We start from the raw sequence: 18973 nt of genomic DNA, 5'->3' as shown, positions 1-18973 counted from the left end.
GGGCGCCGGGCTCACCCCGGCCGATGTCGACGCCGTCGAGGCGCACGGGACCGGCACCACGCTCGGCGACCCGATCGAGGCCCGCGCGCTGGCCGCCACCTACGGCCGGGACCGCGACGGCGAACCGCTGTGGCTCGGCTCGGTCAAGTCGAACCTGGGGCACACGCAGGCCGCCGCCGGCGTGGCCGGGGTGCTGAAGATGGTCCTCGCACTGCAGCACGGCGTCCTGCCGGAGACGCTGGGCGTCGACGCGCCGACGTCGGCACTGGACTGGGACGGCAGCGGGCTCGCGCTGGTCACCGGGACGCGGCCGTGGCCGTCGACCGGGCGGCTGCGGCGCGCCGGTGTCTCGTCGTTCGGGCTGAGCGGCACCAACGCGCACGTCATCCTGGAGCAGGCGCCCGCGGTCGAGGCCGCGGCCGAGCCGGCGCCGCGGGTGCCCGGGGTGCTGAACTGGCCGCTGTCCGGCAAGAACGCCGCCGGGCTGCGCGGGCAGGCCGCCCGCCTGCTGTCCTTTGTGGACACGGAACCCGCGCCGCTGGACCTGGCCTACTCGCTGGGTGTTTCGCGGGCCGCGCTGCCGCACCGCGCCGTCGTGACCGGGTCCACTGTGGACGATCTGCGAGCGGGGCTCGCGGCGCTGGCGGACGGGACTTCCGAGGCCGCGGCTTCGGGCGCGGTCGCGTTCCTGTTCACCGGGCAGGGCTCGCAGCGCGCCGGGATGGGCCTCGAACTGCGGGAAGCGTTCCCGGTGTTCGCCGAGGCGTGGGACGCCGTGTGCGCCCACCTCGACCCGGCGCTCGCCGAGGTCGTGCGCACCGGGACCGGGCTCGACGACACGAAGAACGCCCAAGCCGCGCTGTTCGCGCTGGAGGTCGCGCTCTTCCGGCTCGCCGAGTCGTGGGGGCTGCGGCCGGACTACCTGCTCGGGCACTCCGTCGGCGAGCTGGCCGCGGCGCACGTCGCCGGCGTGTTCTCGCTGGAAGACGCCTGCGCGCTGGTCACCGCCCGCGGCCGGCTCATGCAGGAGCTGCCGGCCGGCGGTGCGATGCTCGCCGCCGAGCTCACCGAAGCCGAAGCCCTCGCCCTGATCACCGGCCCCGAGGTCTCACTGGCCGCGGTCAACGGGCCGGGCTCCGTAGTGTTCTCCGGGGAGGCGGCGGCCATCGACGCCCTCGAAGCCGCGCTGCGCGAGCGCCGGACCAAGCGGCTGCGCGTCAGCCACGCCTTCCACTCGGCGCGGATGGAGCCGATGCTCGGCGAGTTCGCCGCCGTCGCGCGCCGGATTTCCTACGGCGAGGCGACGTTGCCGGTCGTCTCGAACCGCACCGGCCGCGTCGCGGCACCGGGCGAGCTGCAGGACCCGGCGTACTGGGTTTCCCACGTGCGGGACACCGTCCGCTTCGGTGACGGCGTGCGGTGGCTGGCCGAGCGGGACGTCACCCGGTTCGTCGAACTGGGTCCCGACGGCGTGCTGTCCGCGATGGCGAGCGGCGCCGGCGACGACGTCAAGTGCGTGCCGCTGCTGCGGGCCGGACGGCCGGAGGAGCAAACCGTCACGGCGGCGGTCGGCGCGCTGCACGTCGCCGGGGTGCCGGTGGACTGGGCCGGGTTCTACGCCGGCACCGGCGCGCGGCTGATCGACCTGCCGACGTACGCCTTCCAGCACGAGCGCTACTGGCCGGCCGCGACCCCGCCGGGCGCGGTGGCGACCGACCCGGGCGGGCTCGGCCTGACCGCGGCCGGGCACCCGCTGCTCGGCGCGGCCACCGGCCTGGCCGACGGCGAGGGCCACCTGTTCACCGGCCGGCTCTCCGCGGCGGCGACGCCGTGGCTCGCCGACCACGTCATCATGGGCGCGATCCTGTTGCCCGGCACGGCTTTCCTCGAACTGGCGATGCGCGCGGGCGACAGCGTCGGCTGCCCGCGCGTCGCCGAGCTGACGCTGGAGGCGCCGCTGGTCCTGCCCGAGCGCGGCGGCGTCCGGCTGCAGCTGCTCGTCGGTGCCCCGGACCACACCGGGCGGCGTCCGTTCACCGTCCACTCGCGACTCGAAGACGAACCCGAGGACACGGCCTGGGAACGGCACGCCGGCGGCGTGCTCGCCCCGGGTGCGGCGGTGCCGGCGCCGGTGGCCTGGCCGCCCGCGGACGCCGAGGAGGTCGACCTCGCCGGCTTCTACGACGGCCTGGCCTCGGCCGGGTTCGGCTACGGCCCGGCGTTCCAGGGCCTGGAACGGGTCTGGCGCCGCGGCACCGAGGTGTTCGCCGAGGTGACGGCCCCGCGCAAGGCCGGCGCGACGGACGCGTACGGCCTGCACCCGGCGGTCCTCGACGCGGCGCTGCACGCCTTGGGCGCGGCGGACCGCGGCGAGGACGCGGACCGGCTGCTGCCGTTCGCGTGGACCGGCGTGACGCTGCACGCCCCGGGTGCCTCGGTGCTGCGGGTCCGGATCGACGCGGCCGACCCGGTGTCGGTGGCGATCGAGGTCACCGGCACCGCGGGCGAGCCGGTGGCGTCGGTGGAAGCGCTCGCCCTGCGCCCGGTCGCCGCGGGCACCGGCGCGGGCCGGAAGGCGCGGCACGAGTCGCTGTTCACCGTGGACTGGGTCCCGGTCCCGGCGAGCGCGGCGGCCGGTCCGGTGGACTGGCCGGCGCTCGGGGACGCGACCGGGACGCCCTCCCACGTCGTCTACCGGCCGGCCGGCGGGGACACCCCCGAAGCCGTCCGCGAGACCCTGCGCGAAGTCCTCCACACCGTTCAGACCTGGCTCGACGACGACCGTTTCGCCGACTCCCACCTGGTCGTCGTCGCCGGTTCCACCGACCTCGCCACCGCCCCGATCTGGGGGCTCCTCGGCTCGGCGCAGGCCGAACAACCCGGCCGCATCACGCTCGTCGACCTCGACGACGACGACCTCCTCGCCGCGGCCGTCGCGCTGGGGGAGCCGAAGGTGGTCGTCCGCGAGGGACGGCTGCACGTCCCGCGGCTCGGCCGGGCCGCCGTCGCGCCCGCGTCGGAAGGCCGCTTCGACGGCACCGTCCTCATCACCGGCGGCCTCGGCGGCCTGGGCACGCACCTCGCCCGGCACCTGGTCGCCGAGCACGGCGCCCGCCGCCTGCTGCTGCTCGGCCGCCGCGGCCCGGACACCCCGGGCGCGGCCGAGCTGATCGCCGAGCTGGGGGTCGACGCCACCGCGATCGCCTGCGACGTCACCGATCGCGAAGCACTGGCCGCGGTCTTCGCCGAGCACGACGTCACCGCCGTCGTGCACACCGCCGGCGTCCTCGACGACGCCACTTTCGGTGCGCTGACCGAAGACCAGCTCGACGCCGTCCTGCGCCCGAAGGTCGATGCCGCCTGGCACCTGCACGAACTGGCCGCGCACGTCGAGACCTTCGTGCTGTTCTCCTCCGTGGCCGGGGTCTTCGGCGCGGCCGGGCAGGCCAACTACGCCGCCGGCAACGCCTTCCTCGACGCCCTCGCCGCCCACCGGCGCGCGAGCGGCTTGCCCGCGGTCAGCCTCGCCTGGGGCGCGTGGGAGACCGGCATGGCCGGCACCCTCACCGACGCCGACCTCGACCGGATGACCCGGTCCGGCACCCCGCCGCTGGCCCTCGACCAGGGCCTGAGCCTGTTCGACGCCGCCCTCGGCGCGGACGACGCCCTCCTCGCGCCCGTCCGGCTCGACCTCGACACGCTGTCCGCCGCACCCGAGGTGCCGCCGCTGCTGCGCCGGCTGGTCCGCGGCAGCACCCGCCGCCGGAACCGCGCCGACTCCGGGCTCACCGCCCGGCTCGCCGCGCTGGCCCCGGCCGACCGGCAGCGCGCGCTCGTCGACCTCGTGCGCACGCACGTCGTCGGCCTGCTCGGCTACAGCTCGATCGGCCAGGTCGAGCCCGGGCAGTCCTTTGCGGACCTCGGCTTCGACTCGCTCTCGGCGGTCGAGCTGCGCAACGCCGTCCAGGCCGACACCGGCCTGCGCCTGCCCGCGACGCTCGTCTTCGACTACCCGACCGTCCTCGCCCTCGCCCGCCACCTGCACGACGAACTGGTCGGCACGCTGGAAGCGGTGCAAACTCCTACGCGGACGACCCCGGTCGAGGCCGACCCGGTCGTCATCGTGTCCATGGGCTGCCGCTACCCGGGCGGGATCACTTCGCCCGACGAGCTGTGGGACTTCGTGCTCGGCGACGGCGACGGCGTCTCCCGCTTCCCGGGCGACCGCGGCTGGCCCGTCGACGCCCTCTACCACCCGGACCCCGACCACGCGGGCACCAGCTACACCCGCGAAGGCGGCTTCCTCGACGACGTCGCCGGCTTCGACCCCGGCTTCTTCGGCATCTCCCCGCGCGAGGCGCTGGCCATGGACCCGCAGCAGCGCCAGCTGCTCGAGACTTCGTGGGAAGCCCTGGAACGCGCCGGGATCCGGCCGGAAACCCTGCGCGGCAGCCGCACCGGTGTCTACGCCGGCATCATGTACCACGACTACCTCGGCGCGAACGTCGAGTTCCCGGCCGACTCGCTCGGCTACCTCGGCACCGGCAACGCGGGCAGCGTGCTGTCCGGGCGCCTGTCCTACGTCTTCGGCCTCGAAGGGCCGTCGGTCACCGTCGACACGGCGTGCTCGTCGTCGCTGGTCGCGCTGCACATGGCCGCGACCGCGCTGCAGCGCGGCGAGTGCGAGCTGGCGCTGGCCGGCGGGGTCACCGTGATGGCGACCCCGGGGACGTTCATCGACTTCAGCCGCCAGCGCGGCCTCGCCGCCGACGGCCGCTGCAAGTCCTACGCGGACGCCGCCGACGGCGTCGGCTGGTCCGAAGGCGTCGGTGTCCTCGTCCTGGAACGGCTTTCCGACGCCCGCCGCAACGGCCACCCGGTCCTGGCGGTGGTCCGCGGCTCCGCGGTCAACTCCGACGGCGCGTCCAACGGCCTGACCGCGCCGAACGGCCCGTCGCAGCAACGCGTGATCCGCCAGGCCCTCACCGCGGCCGGACTGTCCACTTCGGACGTCGACGTCGTCGAAGGCCACGGCACCGGGACCACTCTGGGTGACCCGATCGAAGCGCAGGCGCTGCTGGCGACCTACGGCCAGGACCGCGACGAGTTCCGGCCGCTGCTGCTCGGCTCGATCAAGTCGAACCTGGGCCACACCCAGGCGGCGGCCGGGGTCGCCGGCGTGATCAAGTCCGTCTACGCGCTGCGGTCCGGCGTCGTGCCGAAGACCCTGCACGTCGACGCGCCGTCGTCCCATGTGGACTGGACGGCCGGTGACATCGAGCTCGTCACCGCGACCCGGCCGTGGCCGGAAACCGGGCGCCCGCGCCGCGCGGCGGTCTCGTCGTTCGGCATCAGCGGCACCAACGCCCACGTCGTGCTGGAGCAGCCCCCGGCCGCCGAGCCGGAACCCGCTTCCGCCGGGCGGCCCGCGCCGTGGCTGCTGTCGGCCCGCACCGCGGAAGCCCTGCGGGAGCAGGCGAGCCGGCTGCTGGCGTCCGATCCGGGTGACGTCGCCTGGTCCCTGGCCACGACGCGCACCACGTTCGAGCACCGCGCGGTCCTGACCGGCGACACCCTGGCGGCCCTCGCCGCCCTCGCGGACGGCACCGACGCACCCGGGCTCGCGGTCGGCGAAGCGGTGTCCGGCGTCCGGACGGCGTTCCTGTTCACCGGCCAGGGCGCCCAGCGCGCCGGGGCGGGCCGTGAGCTGGCCGAGCGGTTCCCGGTGTTCGCCGCCGCGCTCGACGAGGTCTGCGAGCACTTCGACCCGTCGCTGCGGGAGCGGATGTTCGACGCCGGCGCGTCCCTGGCGCCGACCGACATCGCCCAGCCCGCGCTGTTCGCGATCGAGGTCGCGCTGTACCGGCTCGTGCGCTCGTGGGGCGTCACCCCGGACCTGCTGCTCGGGCATTCGATCGGCGAGCTGGCGGCCGCGCACGTCGCCGGGGTGTTCTCGCTCGAGGACGCCTGCCGGCTGGTCGCCGCGCGCGGCCGGCTGATGGCCGCGCTGCCCGCCGGTGGCGCGATGGTCGCCGTCAACGCGCCCGAAGCCGTCGTGGCGGAAGCGCTGGACGACCGGGTGTCGATCGCCGCGGTCAACGGGCCGGAGTCCGTCGTCATCTCGGGCGACGAGGCCGCGGTCACCGAGATCGCCGCCAGGTTCGCCGCGGCCGGGCACCGCACCCGCCGGCTCGACGTGAGCCACGCCTTCCACTCGCCGCTGATGGACCCGATGCTCGACGACTTCCGCGCGGTCGCCGAGACGATCGAGTACGCGCCCGCGGACCTGCCGGTGGTGTCGAACCTGACCGGCGCGGTCGCCGGGGCGGAACTGTCCACGGCGGACTACTGGGTGCGGCACGTCCGCGCCGCCGTCCGGTTCGCCGACGGGATCACGACCCTGCTCGCCGACGGCGTCACGGCGTTCCTGGAGCTCGGCCCGGCCGGGGTGCTCAGCGCGCTGGCCGCGGAAACCCTGTCGCCGGAAGCGATCGCGGTCCCGTGCCTGCGCCGCGACCGCGCCGAGGACGACTCGGTGCTCGACGCGCTGACCGCGTTGCACCTGCACGGGGCCGACGTGAGCTGGGAGTCCTACCTGGACGGTGGTCGCGCGGTCGAGCTGCCGACCTACCCGTTCCAGCACGAGCGGTTCTGGCCGCGCGTGGCCCTGCTGACCGGCGGCACCGGCCTCGACGCCGTCGCCCACCCGCTGCTCGGCGGCGGCATCGAGCTGCCGGAGTCCGGCGGCTTCCTCTACACCGCACGGCTTTCCCTCGCCGCGCACCCGTGGCTGGCCGGGCACCGGATCGCCGGTTCGCTGCTGCTGCCCGGGACCGCGCTGCTGGAGCTCGCGGCCGCGGCCGGCGAGCAGGCCGGCTGCCCGGTCGTCGGCGAGCTGACCCTCGAAGCGCCGCTGGTGCTGGGCGAAGAGACCGGCACGCACGTCCAGATCGCCGTCGGTGCCCCGGGTGAGGACGGCGAGCGGCCGATCTCGATCTACTCCCGCCGGGAAGACGCGCCCGACGAGCTGTGGACCCGCCACGCCGGGGGCACGCTGAGCACGTCCGGCGAGCCCGCGGCACCGGTCACCCGCCCCGCCGACGCGACCAGGATCGACCTCGACGGCCTCTACGACCGGTTCGCCGACCAGGGCTTCGAGTACGGCCCGGCGTTCCGCGGCCTGACCGCCGCCTGGCGCCACGGCGAGGACGTCTACGCCGAAGTCGAACTGCCCGAGGACGAACCCGCCGAGACGTACGGCCTGCACCCGGCGCTGCTCGACGCGTGCCTGCACGCCACCTCGTTCGGCACCACCGTCCGGCCGGGTGCCCTGCCGTTCTCGTGGGCGGGCGTCACCGTGCACGCCTCGGGCGCGACCGCGGTGCGGCTGCGCGTCTCGCCCGCCGGCGACGACGCGGTGTCCCTGCACCTGACCGACCTCGACGGCGAGCCGGTCGCGACCGTGCGTTCGCTGGTGCTGCGGCCCCAGTCCGCGACCCCGGCCGTCGACCGCGACTCGCTGTTCCAGCTCGACTGGACCCCGGTCGCCGTCGGTGCGCCCGAAACCGCCGCGGTGTCGGTCGCGGGCGTCGATCCGTTCGGCGTGGCCACCGTTTTCCCCGCCGCCACCCGGCTTTCCGGACCGCTCGCCGCCGACGAGGGCGTCGTCCTGTGGCCGATCGCCGCCGGCGAGAGCGCCGACGTCGTCCAGGAGACGCACGAACTGACCACGCACGTGCTGGGCCTGCTGCAGGACTGGCTGGCCGCCGAGCGGCCCGCGCGGCTGGTGCTCGTCACCCGGGGCGCGACGACCGGGGCCGACCTGCCCGCGGCCGCCGTCTGGGGCCTGGTCCGCACCGCGCAGGTCGAGCACCCGGGCCGCGTCGCGCTCATCGACCTCGACGGCACCGAAGCCTCCCTGGCCGCGCTGCCGAACGCGCTCACCACCGGCGAACCGCAGCTCACGCTCGTCAACGGCGAACCCCGCGCCGCCCGCCTCACCCGCCCCGACCCCGCACTTTCACGTGAAAGTGCGCACCAGGGAGCCGCACTTTCACGTGAAAGTGCGGCTTGGGATCCGGACGGGACCGTGCTCATCACCGGTGGGACCGGGGGGCTCGGGGGGTTGCTGGCCCGGCACCTGGTCGGCGAGCACGGCGTCCGGCACCTGGTGCTGGTCAGCCGCCGCGGGCCGGCCGCCGAGGGCGCGGCCGAGCTGGCCGCCGACCTCGGCGCGGCCGGTGCCGAGGTCGCCGTGAAGGCGTGCGACATCGCCGACCGCGACGCGCTGCGGGCCCTGCTCGACGACGTCCCGCCCGAGCACCCGCTGACCGCGGTCGTGCAGACCGCCGGCGTCCTCGACGACGGCGTCCTCGGCTCCCTCACGCCCGAACGGCTGGCGACCGTGCTGCGGCCCAAGGTCGACGCGGCCTGGAACCTGCACGAGCTGACCCGCGACCTCCCCCTGGCCGCGTTCGTCTCGTTCTCCTCGGTCGCCGGCACCTTCGGCGGCGCCGGGCAGGCGAACTACGCGGCCGCCAACGCCTTCCTCGACGCGCTCGCCCTGCACCGCACCGCCGACGGGCTCCCGGCGCAGTCGCTGGGCTGGGGCCCGTGGGCCGCGGCGACCGGGATGACCCGCACGCTCAGCGACGCCGACTTCGAGCGGATGGCCCGGCTCGGCATGCCCGTGCTCCAGCCCGAGCAGAGCATCCGCCTGTTCGACCGGGCGCTCACCACCGACCGCGCGGTGCTGCTGCCGGTCCGCCTCGACCTCCCGGTGCTGCGGTCGCAGCCGGAGATCCCGCCGCTGCTGCGCGGCCTCGTCCGCGTCACCGGCCGCAAGCAGGCGGGCCGCGGGTCCGCCGGGTTGCTCCGCCGCCTGGCCGGGCTGACACCGGAAGAGCGTGCCGAAGCGCTGCTGACGCTGGTGCGCGAGCAGGTCGCGCTGGTGCTCGGGCACACCGACGCCGCCGCCGTCCCGGCCGCGAAGACGTTCCAGGAGCTGGGTTTCGACTCGCTCACCGCGGTCGACCTGCGCAACAAGCTGACCGCCGCGTCCGGGGTCGCGCTGCCCGCCACCACGGTGTTCGACTACCCGACGGTGACCGCGCTGGCCCGCCACCTCGCCGAGCAGCTGGGCGAAGGCGACGGCGACCGCGTCGACGTCACGCCGGTCACCGCCGCGGTGGCCGACGAGCCGATCGCGATCGTCGCGATGAGCTGCCGCTACCCGGGTGGCGTCACCACCCCCGAGCAGCTCTGGGAGCTGGTCACCGGCGGCGCCGACGCCATCACCGAGTTCCCGGCCGACCGCGGCTGGGACGTCGACGCGCTCTACGACCCCGACCCGGACCACCCGGGCACGTCCTACACCCGCCACGGCGGCTTCCTGCACGACGCCGCCGAGTTCGACGCCGCCTTCTTCGGGATGAGCCCGCGCGAGGCCGTCGCCACGGACACCCAGCAGCGGCTCCTGCTGGAAGTCTCGTGGGAGGCGTTCGAGCGGGCCGGCATCGACCCGCGCAGCCTGCGCGGCAGCCGCACCGGCGTGTTCGCCGGCGTGATGTACAACGACTACAACAGCCTCGTCGCGGGTGCGGACCTGGAGGCCTACCAGGGCAACGGCAGCGCGGGCAGCGTCGCCTCCGGGCGCGTCGCCTACGTGCTGGGGCTGGAAGGCCCGGCGGTCACCGTCGACACGGCGTGTTCGTCGTCGCTGGTGGCGCTGCACTGGGCCGCGCAGGCGCTGCGCTCGGGGGAGTGCTCCCTGGCGCTGGCCGGCGGTGTCACGGTGATGTCGACGCCGGGCACGTTCGTCGGGTTCTCGCGCCAGCGCGGGCTTTCCCCGGACGGCCGCTGCAAGTCCTTCGGTGACGGTGCCGACGGTGTCGGCTGGTCCGAAGGCGCCGGAATGCTCCTGCTGGAGCGGGTTTCCGACGCGAAGCGCAACGGGCACCCGATCCTGGCGGTGGTGCGCGGGTCCGCGGTCAACTCCGACGGTGCGTCCAACGGCCTGACCGCGCCGAACGGCCCGTCGCAGCAACGCGTGATCCGACAGGCCCTCTCCGTCGCCGGACTGTCCACTTCGGATGTCGACGTCGTCGAAGGTCACGGCACCGGGACGACGCTAGGCGACCCGATCGAGGCGCAGGCGCTGCTCGCGACCTACGGCCAGGACCGCGAAACCCCGCTGCTGCTCGGTTCGGTGAAGTCGAACATCGGCCACACCCAGGCCGCGGCGGGCGTCGCCGGCGTGATCAAGGTGGTGGCCGCGCTGCGGCAGGGTGTCGTCCCGCCGTCGCTGCACGCCGGGGAGGTGTCCTCGCACGTCGACTGGGCGGCCGGGGACGTCGAGGTCGTCACCGAGAACCGGCCGTGGCCCGAGACCGGCCGCGTGCGCCGCGCCGCGGTGTCGTCGTTCGGCATCAGCGGCACCAACGCGCACACGATCATCGAACAGGCGCCGGAGCCGGTGCTCGCGGACGCGCCGCCGGACGCCGGGGTCGTGCCGTGGCCGGTGTCGGCGACGACGGAACGCGCCCTGCGCGAGCAGGCCGCGCGGCTGGCCGGGTACGACCTCAACCGCGTCGACGCCGGGTACACCCTCGCCACCGGCCGGACCGCGTTCGACCACCGCGCGGTGGTGCTTTCGGAGCACCGCGCGGAACTGTCCGCGGCGCTGGACGCGCTGGCGGCCGGCGAACCGCACCCGGCCGTCGTCACCGGGCGCGTGGCCGAATCGGCCAAGCTCGCCGCCCTGTTCGCCGGTCAGGGCGCGCAACGGCTCGGCATGGGACGCCGGTTGTACGCGCGCTACCCCGTGTTCGCGCAGGCCTGGGACGCGGTCGCCGAGCAGCTGCCCGGCGAGTGGGCCGGGATCGTCTGGGGCGAGAACTCCCGCCGGCTCGCGGACACGGCCGCGGCGCAACCCGCGCTGTTCGCCCTCGAAGTCGCGCTGTACCGGCTCTTCGAGTCGTGGGGCGTGCGGCCCGACTACGTGCTCGGGCACTCGGTCGGCGAGGTCGCGGCCGCGCACGTCGCCGGCGTGCTGACCCTGGCCGACGCGTGCACGCTGGTGCGGGCACGCGCCGAGCTGATGGGCGCGCTGCCCTCCGGCGGAACGATGGTGTCCGTGCGCGCCACCGCCGCGGAAGTCGAGCCGCTGCTGGGTGACGACGTCGCCGTCGCCGCGGTCAACGGGCCGGACGCCGTCGTGCTCGCCGGCGCCGAAGAAGCGGTGCTCGCCGTGGCCGAGCGGTTCGAGAAGTCCCAGCGGCTCACGGTGTCCCACGCGTTCCACTCGCCGCTGATGGACCCGATGCTCGACGAATTCCGTGCGGTCGCAGCGGGGTTGACGTATTCGGCGCCGCGGATCCCGGTGGTGTCGACGGTCACCGGCGCGCTCGTCACGGACTTCACCGCGGACCACTGGGTGGCCAACGTCCGCCGGACGGTCCGCTTCGCCGACGGCGTGACGGCGCTGCACGAGCACGGCGTGCGCGTGTTCGCCGAGTTCGGCCCGGACGGCGTCCTCTCCGCCATGACCGCCGGCACCCTCGCCGACGCGGTCACGGTCCCCTTGCTGCGCAAGGAAACCCCCGAGCCGCGGGCCGCGCTGGCCGGGCTCGCCGGCCTGCACGTGGTGGGCGCCCGGGTCGACTGGCCCGCGGTGCTGCCGGGTGGCCGGCGCGTGGAGCTGCCGACGTACGCGTTCCAGCGCGAACGGTTCTGGCCGCGCGGCGGCGCGACCCCGCGCGGCGACGCGACGGCGGCCGGCCTGGGCGTCGGCGGCCACCCGATGGTCGGCGCCGTGGTGCGCCCGGCCGGGTCGGGCGAGGTGCTGCTGACGAGCCGGCTGTCGGTGTCCGGGCACCCGTGGCTGCGCGGCCACGTCGTCGGGGGCGCGGTGGTGCTGCCCGGCACGGTGTTCGCGGAGCTGGCGCTGCGGGCCGGTGACGAAGCCGGGACGCCGTGCCTGGACGACCTCACGCTGGAGGCACCGCTGGTGCTGCCCGAGCGGGGCGGGGTGCAGCTGCAGCTGCGCGTGTCCGCGCCGCGCGAGGACGGGCGCCGGACGCTGACCGTCCACTCGCGACCGGAGGACGGCGACGACCTGACGTGGGTCCGGCACGCGACCGGCGTGCTCGGGCCCCAGCGGGCGGCGGCGGCCGCTTTCCCGTGGCCGCCCGCCGCCGAGCCGGTGGATCTTTCGGGTCACTACGAGCGCTTGGCCGACGGCGGCTTGTCCTACGACGGCACGTTCCGCGGCCTGCGGGCGGCGTGGCAAGCGGGCGACGAGGTGTTCGCCGAGGTGGCCCTGCCCACCGGCGACGCGGGGGAGGCGGGCGCGTTCGGCCTGCACCCGGCGCTGTTCGACGCGTGCCTGCACGCGATCGGCCTGCTCGGTGGCGAGGCCGGCTTGCCCTTCGCGTGGGAGGGTGTGCAGCTGCACGCCACCGGCGCGGCTTCGGTCCGGGTGCGGATTTCCCGTGCCGGGCCGGGGATTTCGCTCGCGATCGCGGACTCGTCGGGAGCGGTGGTCGCCGAGGTGGCCACGCTGCGCCTGCGCGAGCCGGCGGAAGTGCGGCAGGTGAGCCAGGAGAACCTGTACCGCCTCACGTGGACCCCGCTGGCCGTCGAGCCGAAGGATCCGGCCGACGCCGGAGTCCTCGGGGCGAACGAGGTGCTTCCCGGCGCGGCGACCTTCGCCGACCTCGAAGCCGCCGCCACCGCCGCGCCCGGCCTCGTCGTCCTGCCGCTGCTCGACCCGCCCGGCGACGACCCCGCGGCCGCCGCCCTCGACGTCACCACCCGTGTCCTGGACCTCCTCCAGCGCTGGCTCGCCGACGACCGCCTCCGCGAAACCCGCCTGGCCGTCGTCACCCGCGGGGCCACCGACGGCAATCCCGTCGCGGCGGCTGTCTGGGGCCTGGTCCGCTCCGCACAGGCCGAACACCCCGGCCGGCTCGCGCTCGTCGACCTCGACGACACCGGCGACCACCTCGAAGCCGCCCTGGCGGCCGGGGAACCCCAGGTCGCGATCAAGAACGGCCAGGTGCACGGCGGCCGCCTCGCCCGCGTTGCGGTCCAGCCCGAAGCACGGGAATTCGGCGACCCCGAGGGCACCGTCCTCATCACCGGCGGCACCGGCGGCCTCGGCGCGGTCTTCGCCCGCCACCTCGCCGCCGAGCACGGGATGCGGCGGCTGCTGCTGGTCAGCCGCAGCGGGGGAGACCCCGCCGAAGTCGCCACCCTCGTCGCCGAGCTCGCCGCACACGGCACCGAAGTCACCACCGCCGCCTGCGACGTCGCCGACCGGGACGCGCTGCGGGCCCTCATCGACGGGCTCGAGCACCCGCTGACCGCCGTCGTGCACAGCGCCGGTGTCCTCGACGACGGCGTCCTGGCTTCCCAGACGCCGGACAGCCTCGGCCGCGTCCTCACCCCGAAGGCCGCCGGCGCCTGGAACCTGCACGAGCTGACCCGCGACCTCCGGTCGTTCGTCGTGTTCTCCTCGGTCGCCGGCACCGTCGGCACCGCGGGCCAGGCCAACTACGCCGCCGCCAACGCGTTCCTCGACGCCCTGGCGCGGCACCGCCACGAACGGGGCCTGCCCGCCACCTCGCTCGGCTGGGGTCCGTGGGCGACCGGCAGCGGCATGACCAGCGACCTGTCCGACGCCGACCTCGCCCGGATGGCCCGCGCCGGCACCCCGGCCATCCCCGCCGAACTGGGTACGAGCCTGTTCGACGCCGCGCTCGCCGCGGGCGTCCCCGACGTCGCGCCGGTCCGGCTCGACCTGCCGGTCCTGCGGGCGATGGGCGACGTCCCGCCGGTGCTGCGCGGCCTCATCCGCGTCCCGCTCAAGCGGTCCGCGGCCGGTGCCGAAGCGGCCGTCGGGCTGGTTCAGCGGCTCGGCGCGCTCGACGCCGCCGGGCGCACCCGCGCCGTCCGCGAGCTGGTCACCGCCCAGGTCGCGCAGGTGCTCGGGCACGCCGACGGCGGCGCGATCGACGCCGGCCAGACGTTCCAGCAGCTCGGGTTCGACTCCCTGACCGCCCTCGAACTGCGCAACCGGCTCGACGGCGCGACCGGCGTCCGGCTCGGCGCCACCGCCGTGTTCGACTACCCGACCGTCGCCGCGCTGGGCGAGCACCTCCTGGAGGCGCTGCTCGGCTCCGGCGCGGTCGCCGACGCGGCCCCGACGCCGGCCGCGGTGGCCGGTGACCCGATCGTCATCGTCGGCATGAGCTGCCGCTTCCCTGGCGGCGTCTCCTCGCCCGAGGACCTCTGGCGGCTGCTCACCGAGGAACGCGACGCCATCACGGCGTTCCCGGCCAACCGCGGCTGGGACGTCGCCTCGCTCTACCACCCGGACCCGGACCACCCGGGCACGACCTACACCCGCGAAGGCGGTTTCCTGCACGACGCGGGCGAGTTCGACCCCGAGTTCTTCGGGATGAACCCGCGCGAAGCCCTCGCCACCGACGCCCAGCAGCGCCTCCTGCTGGAGACCGGCTGGGAGGCCGTCGAGCGCGCCGGGATCGACCCGGTGAGCCTGCGCGGCAGCCGCACCGGCGTGTACGTGGGCGTGATGTACAACGACTACGGCCTGACGCTCAACCACCTCGCCGACACCGACGGCTACGAGAGCAACGGCAGCTCCCCGAGCGTCGCCTCGGGCCGCGTCGCCTACACCTTCGGCTTCGAAGGCCCGACGCTGACCGTCGACACGGCGTGCTCGTCGTCGCTGGTCACCCTGCACCTGGCCGCGCAGGCGCTGCGCAGCGGGGAATGCGAGCTGGCACTGGCCGGCGGCGCGACCGTGATGGCCACGCCGGGCACCTTCATCGGCTTCAGCCGCCAGCGCGGGCTCGCCGCGGACGGGCGCTGCAAGGCGTTCTCCGACGACGCCGACGGGCTGGGCTTCGCCGAGGGCGTCGGCATGCTGGTGCTGGAACGGCAGTCCGACGCGATCCGCAACGGCCACGAGATCCTCGCCGTCGTGCGCGGTTCCGCGGTCAACTCCGACGGCGCGTCCAACGGCCTGACCGCGCCGAACGGCCCGTCGCAGCAACGCGTGATCCGCCAGGCCCTCGCCGCGTCCGGACTGTCCACGAAGGACATCGACGCGGTCGAGGCGCACGGCACCGGCACCGCGCTCGGCGACCCGATCGAAGCGCAAGCCCTCATCGCCACCTACGGCCGCGACCGCGGCGCCCCGCTGCCGATCGGCTCGGTCAAGTCCAACATCGGGCACACCCAGGCCGCCGCGGGCGTCGCCGGGATCATCAAGATGGTCCTCGCGATGCGCCACGGCGTGCTGCCCCGGTCGCTGCACACGGAAACGCGATCGTCCCACGTGGACTGGGACGACAGCGGCGTCGAGGTGCTGGCGAACGCCCGCCCGTGGCCGGAAACCGGTCGCGTGCGGCGTGCCGCGGTGTCGTCGTTCGGCATCAGCGGCACCAACGCCCACGCCGTGCTCGAAGCCGGCCCGGCACCGGTGCCCGCGCCCGAACCGGCGCAGCCGCCGTCGATCGTGCCGTGGGTGCTGTCCGGCCGGACCGCCGGCGCCCTGCGCGGCCAGGCCGAACGGCTGCTGACGCACCTCGACGGCCAGGACGTTCCCGCCGTCGGCCGCGCGCTGGCGGGCCGGACCTCGTTCGCGCACCGGGCCGTCGTCGTCGGCGAGGACCGGGCCGGGCTCACCGCCGCACTCACCGCGGTCGCGGCGGGCGAGGCCGCCCCGGACGTCGTGACCGGCCGGGCGTTCGGCACGCGCACCCCGGCGTTCGTCTTCCCCGGCCAGGGTTCGCAGTGGGCCGGGATGGCCAAGGACCTCCTGGCCGCGTCCCCGGTGTTCGCCGCGACGATGGCCGAGTGCGCCGCCGCGCTGAGCGAGTTCGTCGACTGGTCCCTCTTCGACGTCCTCGACGACGCCGAAGCCCTCGAAGAGGTCGACGTCGTCCAGCCCGCGCTGTGGGCGGTGATGGTGTCGCTCGCCGCGCTGTGGCGTGAGTTCGGCGTCGAACCGGTCGCGGTCGCCGGGCATTCGCAGGGCGAGATCGCCGCCGCGTGCGTCGCGGGTGGACTGTCCCTTCAGGACGGTGCCCGCGTGGTCGCGTTGCGCAGCCGCCTGATCCGGCAGAAGCTGGCCCGCACCGGCGTGATGCTCTCGGTGGTGGCGCCGGTCGCCGACGTCCGCGCGCTCGTCGGCGACGACGTCTCGATCGCCGCGGTGAACGGGCCCAAGCTGGTCACCGTCTCCGCCGACGAAACCGCCATGGCGAAGCTGGAAAAGCGGCTCTCGGCGGCAGGCATGATGCGCTGGCGCCTGGCCGGGGTGAACTTCGCCGCGCACTCGCCGCAGGTCGAGCTCCTCGAGGACGACCTCCTGGAACTGCTCGCCCCGGTGTCCCCGCGCAGTTCGGCGGTGCCGTTCTACTCGTCGGTGACCGGCGGGCTGCTCGACACCGCGGAGCTGGACGCCGCGTACTGGTACCGGAACCTGCGCCAGACCGTGCTGTTCGGCGAAGCGGCCGACGCGATGGTGGCCGGCGGCGCGACCGCGTTCGTCGAACCCAGCCCGAACCCGGTGCTGAAGATGGCCCTCGAACAGACCATGGACCGCACCGGCGAACCCCTGGTGTTCCAGGAAACGCTGCACACCGGCGAAGGCGACTGGCGCCGGGTGGTCACCGCGGTCGCCGGGGCGCACGCCCAGGGCGTCACGATCGACTGGACCGCCTTCTACGAGCGGGCCGGCGTCACGGCGCGGGTGCCGCTGCCGACCTACGCCTTCCAGCGCAAGAACTACTGGCCCGAGCCGGCCCCGCAGGCCGTCTCCGCGGGCGGCGAGAGCACGGCGGACGCGCGGCTGTGGGGCATGGTCGCGGCGACCGACGGCGGGGTACTGGCCTCGGCGCTGGAAGTCGACCGGGCCGCGCTGGACGCCGTCCTGCCCGCGCTGACGTCGTGGCGGGAGAAGCTGCGCACCGAGGCCGCCGTCGATCGCTGGTGGTACCGCATCGACTGGACGCCGCTGAAGCCCCCGGCGGGGGCCGCCGGGCCGGGCCGCTGGCTGGCCGTCGTCCCCGAGGACACCGGCGACTGGGGCGCCCGGGTGCTGGGCGCGCTGCCCGGCGACGTCACCGTCGTCACGGTGACCGACCCCGACCCGGCCGCCCTCGCCACCCGGCTCGGCGAGCTGCCGGGGACGTTCGACGCCGTCGTCTCGCTGCTCGCGCTGAGCACGCGGCCGATCGCCGCGGCCCCGACCGCGCCGCCGGGCGTCGTGCTCACCGCGGTGCTGGTCCAGGCCCTCGCCCGGGCCGAGGTCGAAGCCAAGCTGTGGTGCCTGACCCGCGAAGCGCTGCCGGTCGAGGGCAAGCACGCGGCCGTGGACACGATCGGCCAGGCGGCGGTCTGGGGCTTCGGCCGCACGGTGGCGCTGGAACGCGCGGCGGCCTGGGGTGGCCTGGTCGAGCTGCCCGCCGAACCCGGCGAAGCCGACCTGCGGAACCTGCCGCACGTGCTGGCCGGGCTCGGCGGCGAAGACCAGATCGCCCTGCGCGACGGCCGCCTGCTGGGCCGCCGCCTGCGGCGCACCACGGCCGCGGAGACGCCGTCGGTCACCCCGGCGCTGGCCGGGCCGGGCACGGTGCTCATCACCGGCGGCACGGGCGCGCTCGGCGTCGAGACGGCCCGCTGGCTGGCCGACGCCGGCGTCCGGCGGCTGGTGCTGACCAGCCGCCGCGGCCCCGACGCGCCGGGCGCGGCCGAGCTGGCCGAGGAACTGACCGGGCGCGGGGCCGAGGTGTCGGTGGTGGCGTGCGACGTCGCCGACCGTGCCCAGCTGGCCGCGGTGCTGGCGGCCATCCCGGCGTCGGATCCGCTGCGCGGGGTCGTCCACGCCGCGGGCGTCGCCCAGGACGGCGCCGACGTCGTCGCACTGACCCTGGAGGAGGTCGAAGGCGTCCTGCGGTCCAAAGTGGAGGGTGCGCGGCACCTGGACGAGCTCGTCGGCGACCGGGAGCTGGACTTCTTCGTGCTGTATTCGTCGGTGTCGGGCATGCTCGGCAGCGGCAAGCTCAGCGCGTACGCGGCCGCGAACGCCTACCTGAACGCGCTGGCCGAGGACCGCGAACGCCGCGGCCTGGTGGGCGTGTCGATCGGCTGGGGCGTGTGGGGCGAGGCCGGCATGGCCCTGCAGGGCGACATGCTCGAACACATGCAGCGCCACGGCTTGGTGCCGCTGGTCCCGGAAGAGGCGATGGTGGCGTTCGGGCGCGCCCTCGGCGTCCGCGGCTCGGTGCTCGCGGCGGACTTCGACTGGAACCGCTTCGCGCAGACGTTCACACTGCCCCGCGAAAGCCCGTTGCTCAGCGAGCTGCCGGAGGTCCGCCAAGCGCTGTCGGCGGCGGACACCGAACGCGACGCGGTGGTGGCCGAGGCGACCCTGCACGAGGAACTGGCCGGCCTGGACCCGGCGCAGCGGCGGGACGCGCTGCTCGAGCTGGTCCGCACGGTCGCGGCCGAGCTCCTCGGCTACGGCGAACCGGGCGACATCGAGCCGTCCCAGGCGTTCCGCGAGATGGGCGTGGACTCCCTGGCCGCGGTGGAGGTCCGCAACGTCCTGGGCGAGCGCACGGGCCTGCGGCTGCCGTCGACCCTGGTGTTCGACCACCCGACGTCCCAGGCGGTGGCGGCCCACCTGCACCGCGAGCTGTTCGGCGCCGAGGACGACGTCCCGGCGTCGGCGGAGGAGGCCAGGGTCCGGAAGTTCCTGGCGTCGGTGTCGTTCGACCAGCTGCGTTCCCTGGGCCTGATGGACCTGCTCTCGGAGGCGGCGGAACGTTCGGAGCGCCCGGAGCGCCCGGAGGAGTCCCACGCGGATGAGGACGGCGACGTGGGCGACATGGACGCGGACGACCTGGTCCGCTTCGTCCTGGGCGGCGACCAGGACTGA

Annotated in this window: 1 protein-coding gene (running past one end of the window); it reads left to right on the top strand. The window is 75.4% G+C overall.

Annotated features, from left to right (window positions below; translation table 11 throughout):
- On the top strand, window positions 1–18973 hold the 3' portion of the coding sequence (locus MUY14_RS20810; protein ID WP_396126830.1) for a type I polyketide synthase. The gene continues 1004 nt to the left of window position 1, outside the view; only the last 18973 of its 19977 coding nucleotides appear in the window; its start codon lies beyond the left edge, outside the window; its stop codon occupies window positions 18971–18973.

It is taken from the genome of Amycolatopsis sp. FBCC-B4732 (assembly GCF_023008405.1).
Classification (GTDB): domain Bacteria; phylum Actinomycetota; class Actinomycetes; order Mycobacteriales; family Pseudonocardiaceae; genus Amycolatopsis; species Amycolatopsis pretoriensis_A.
This window is presented reverse-complemented; position numbering and strand designations above follow the sequence as displayed.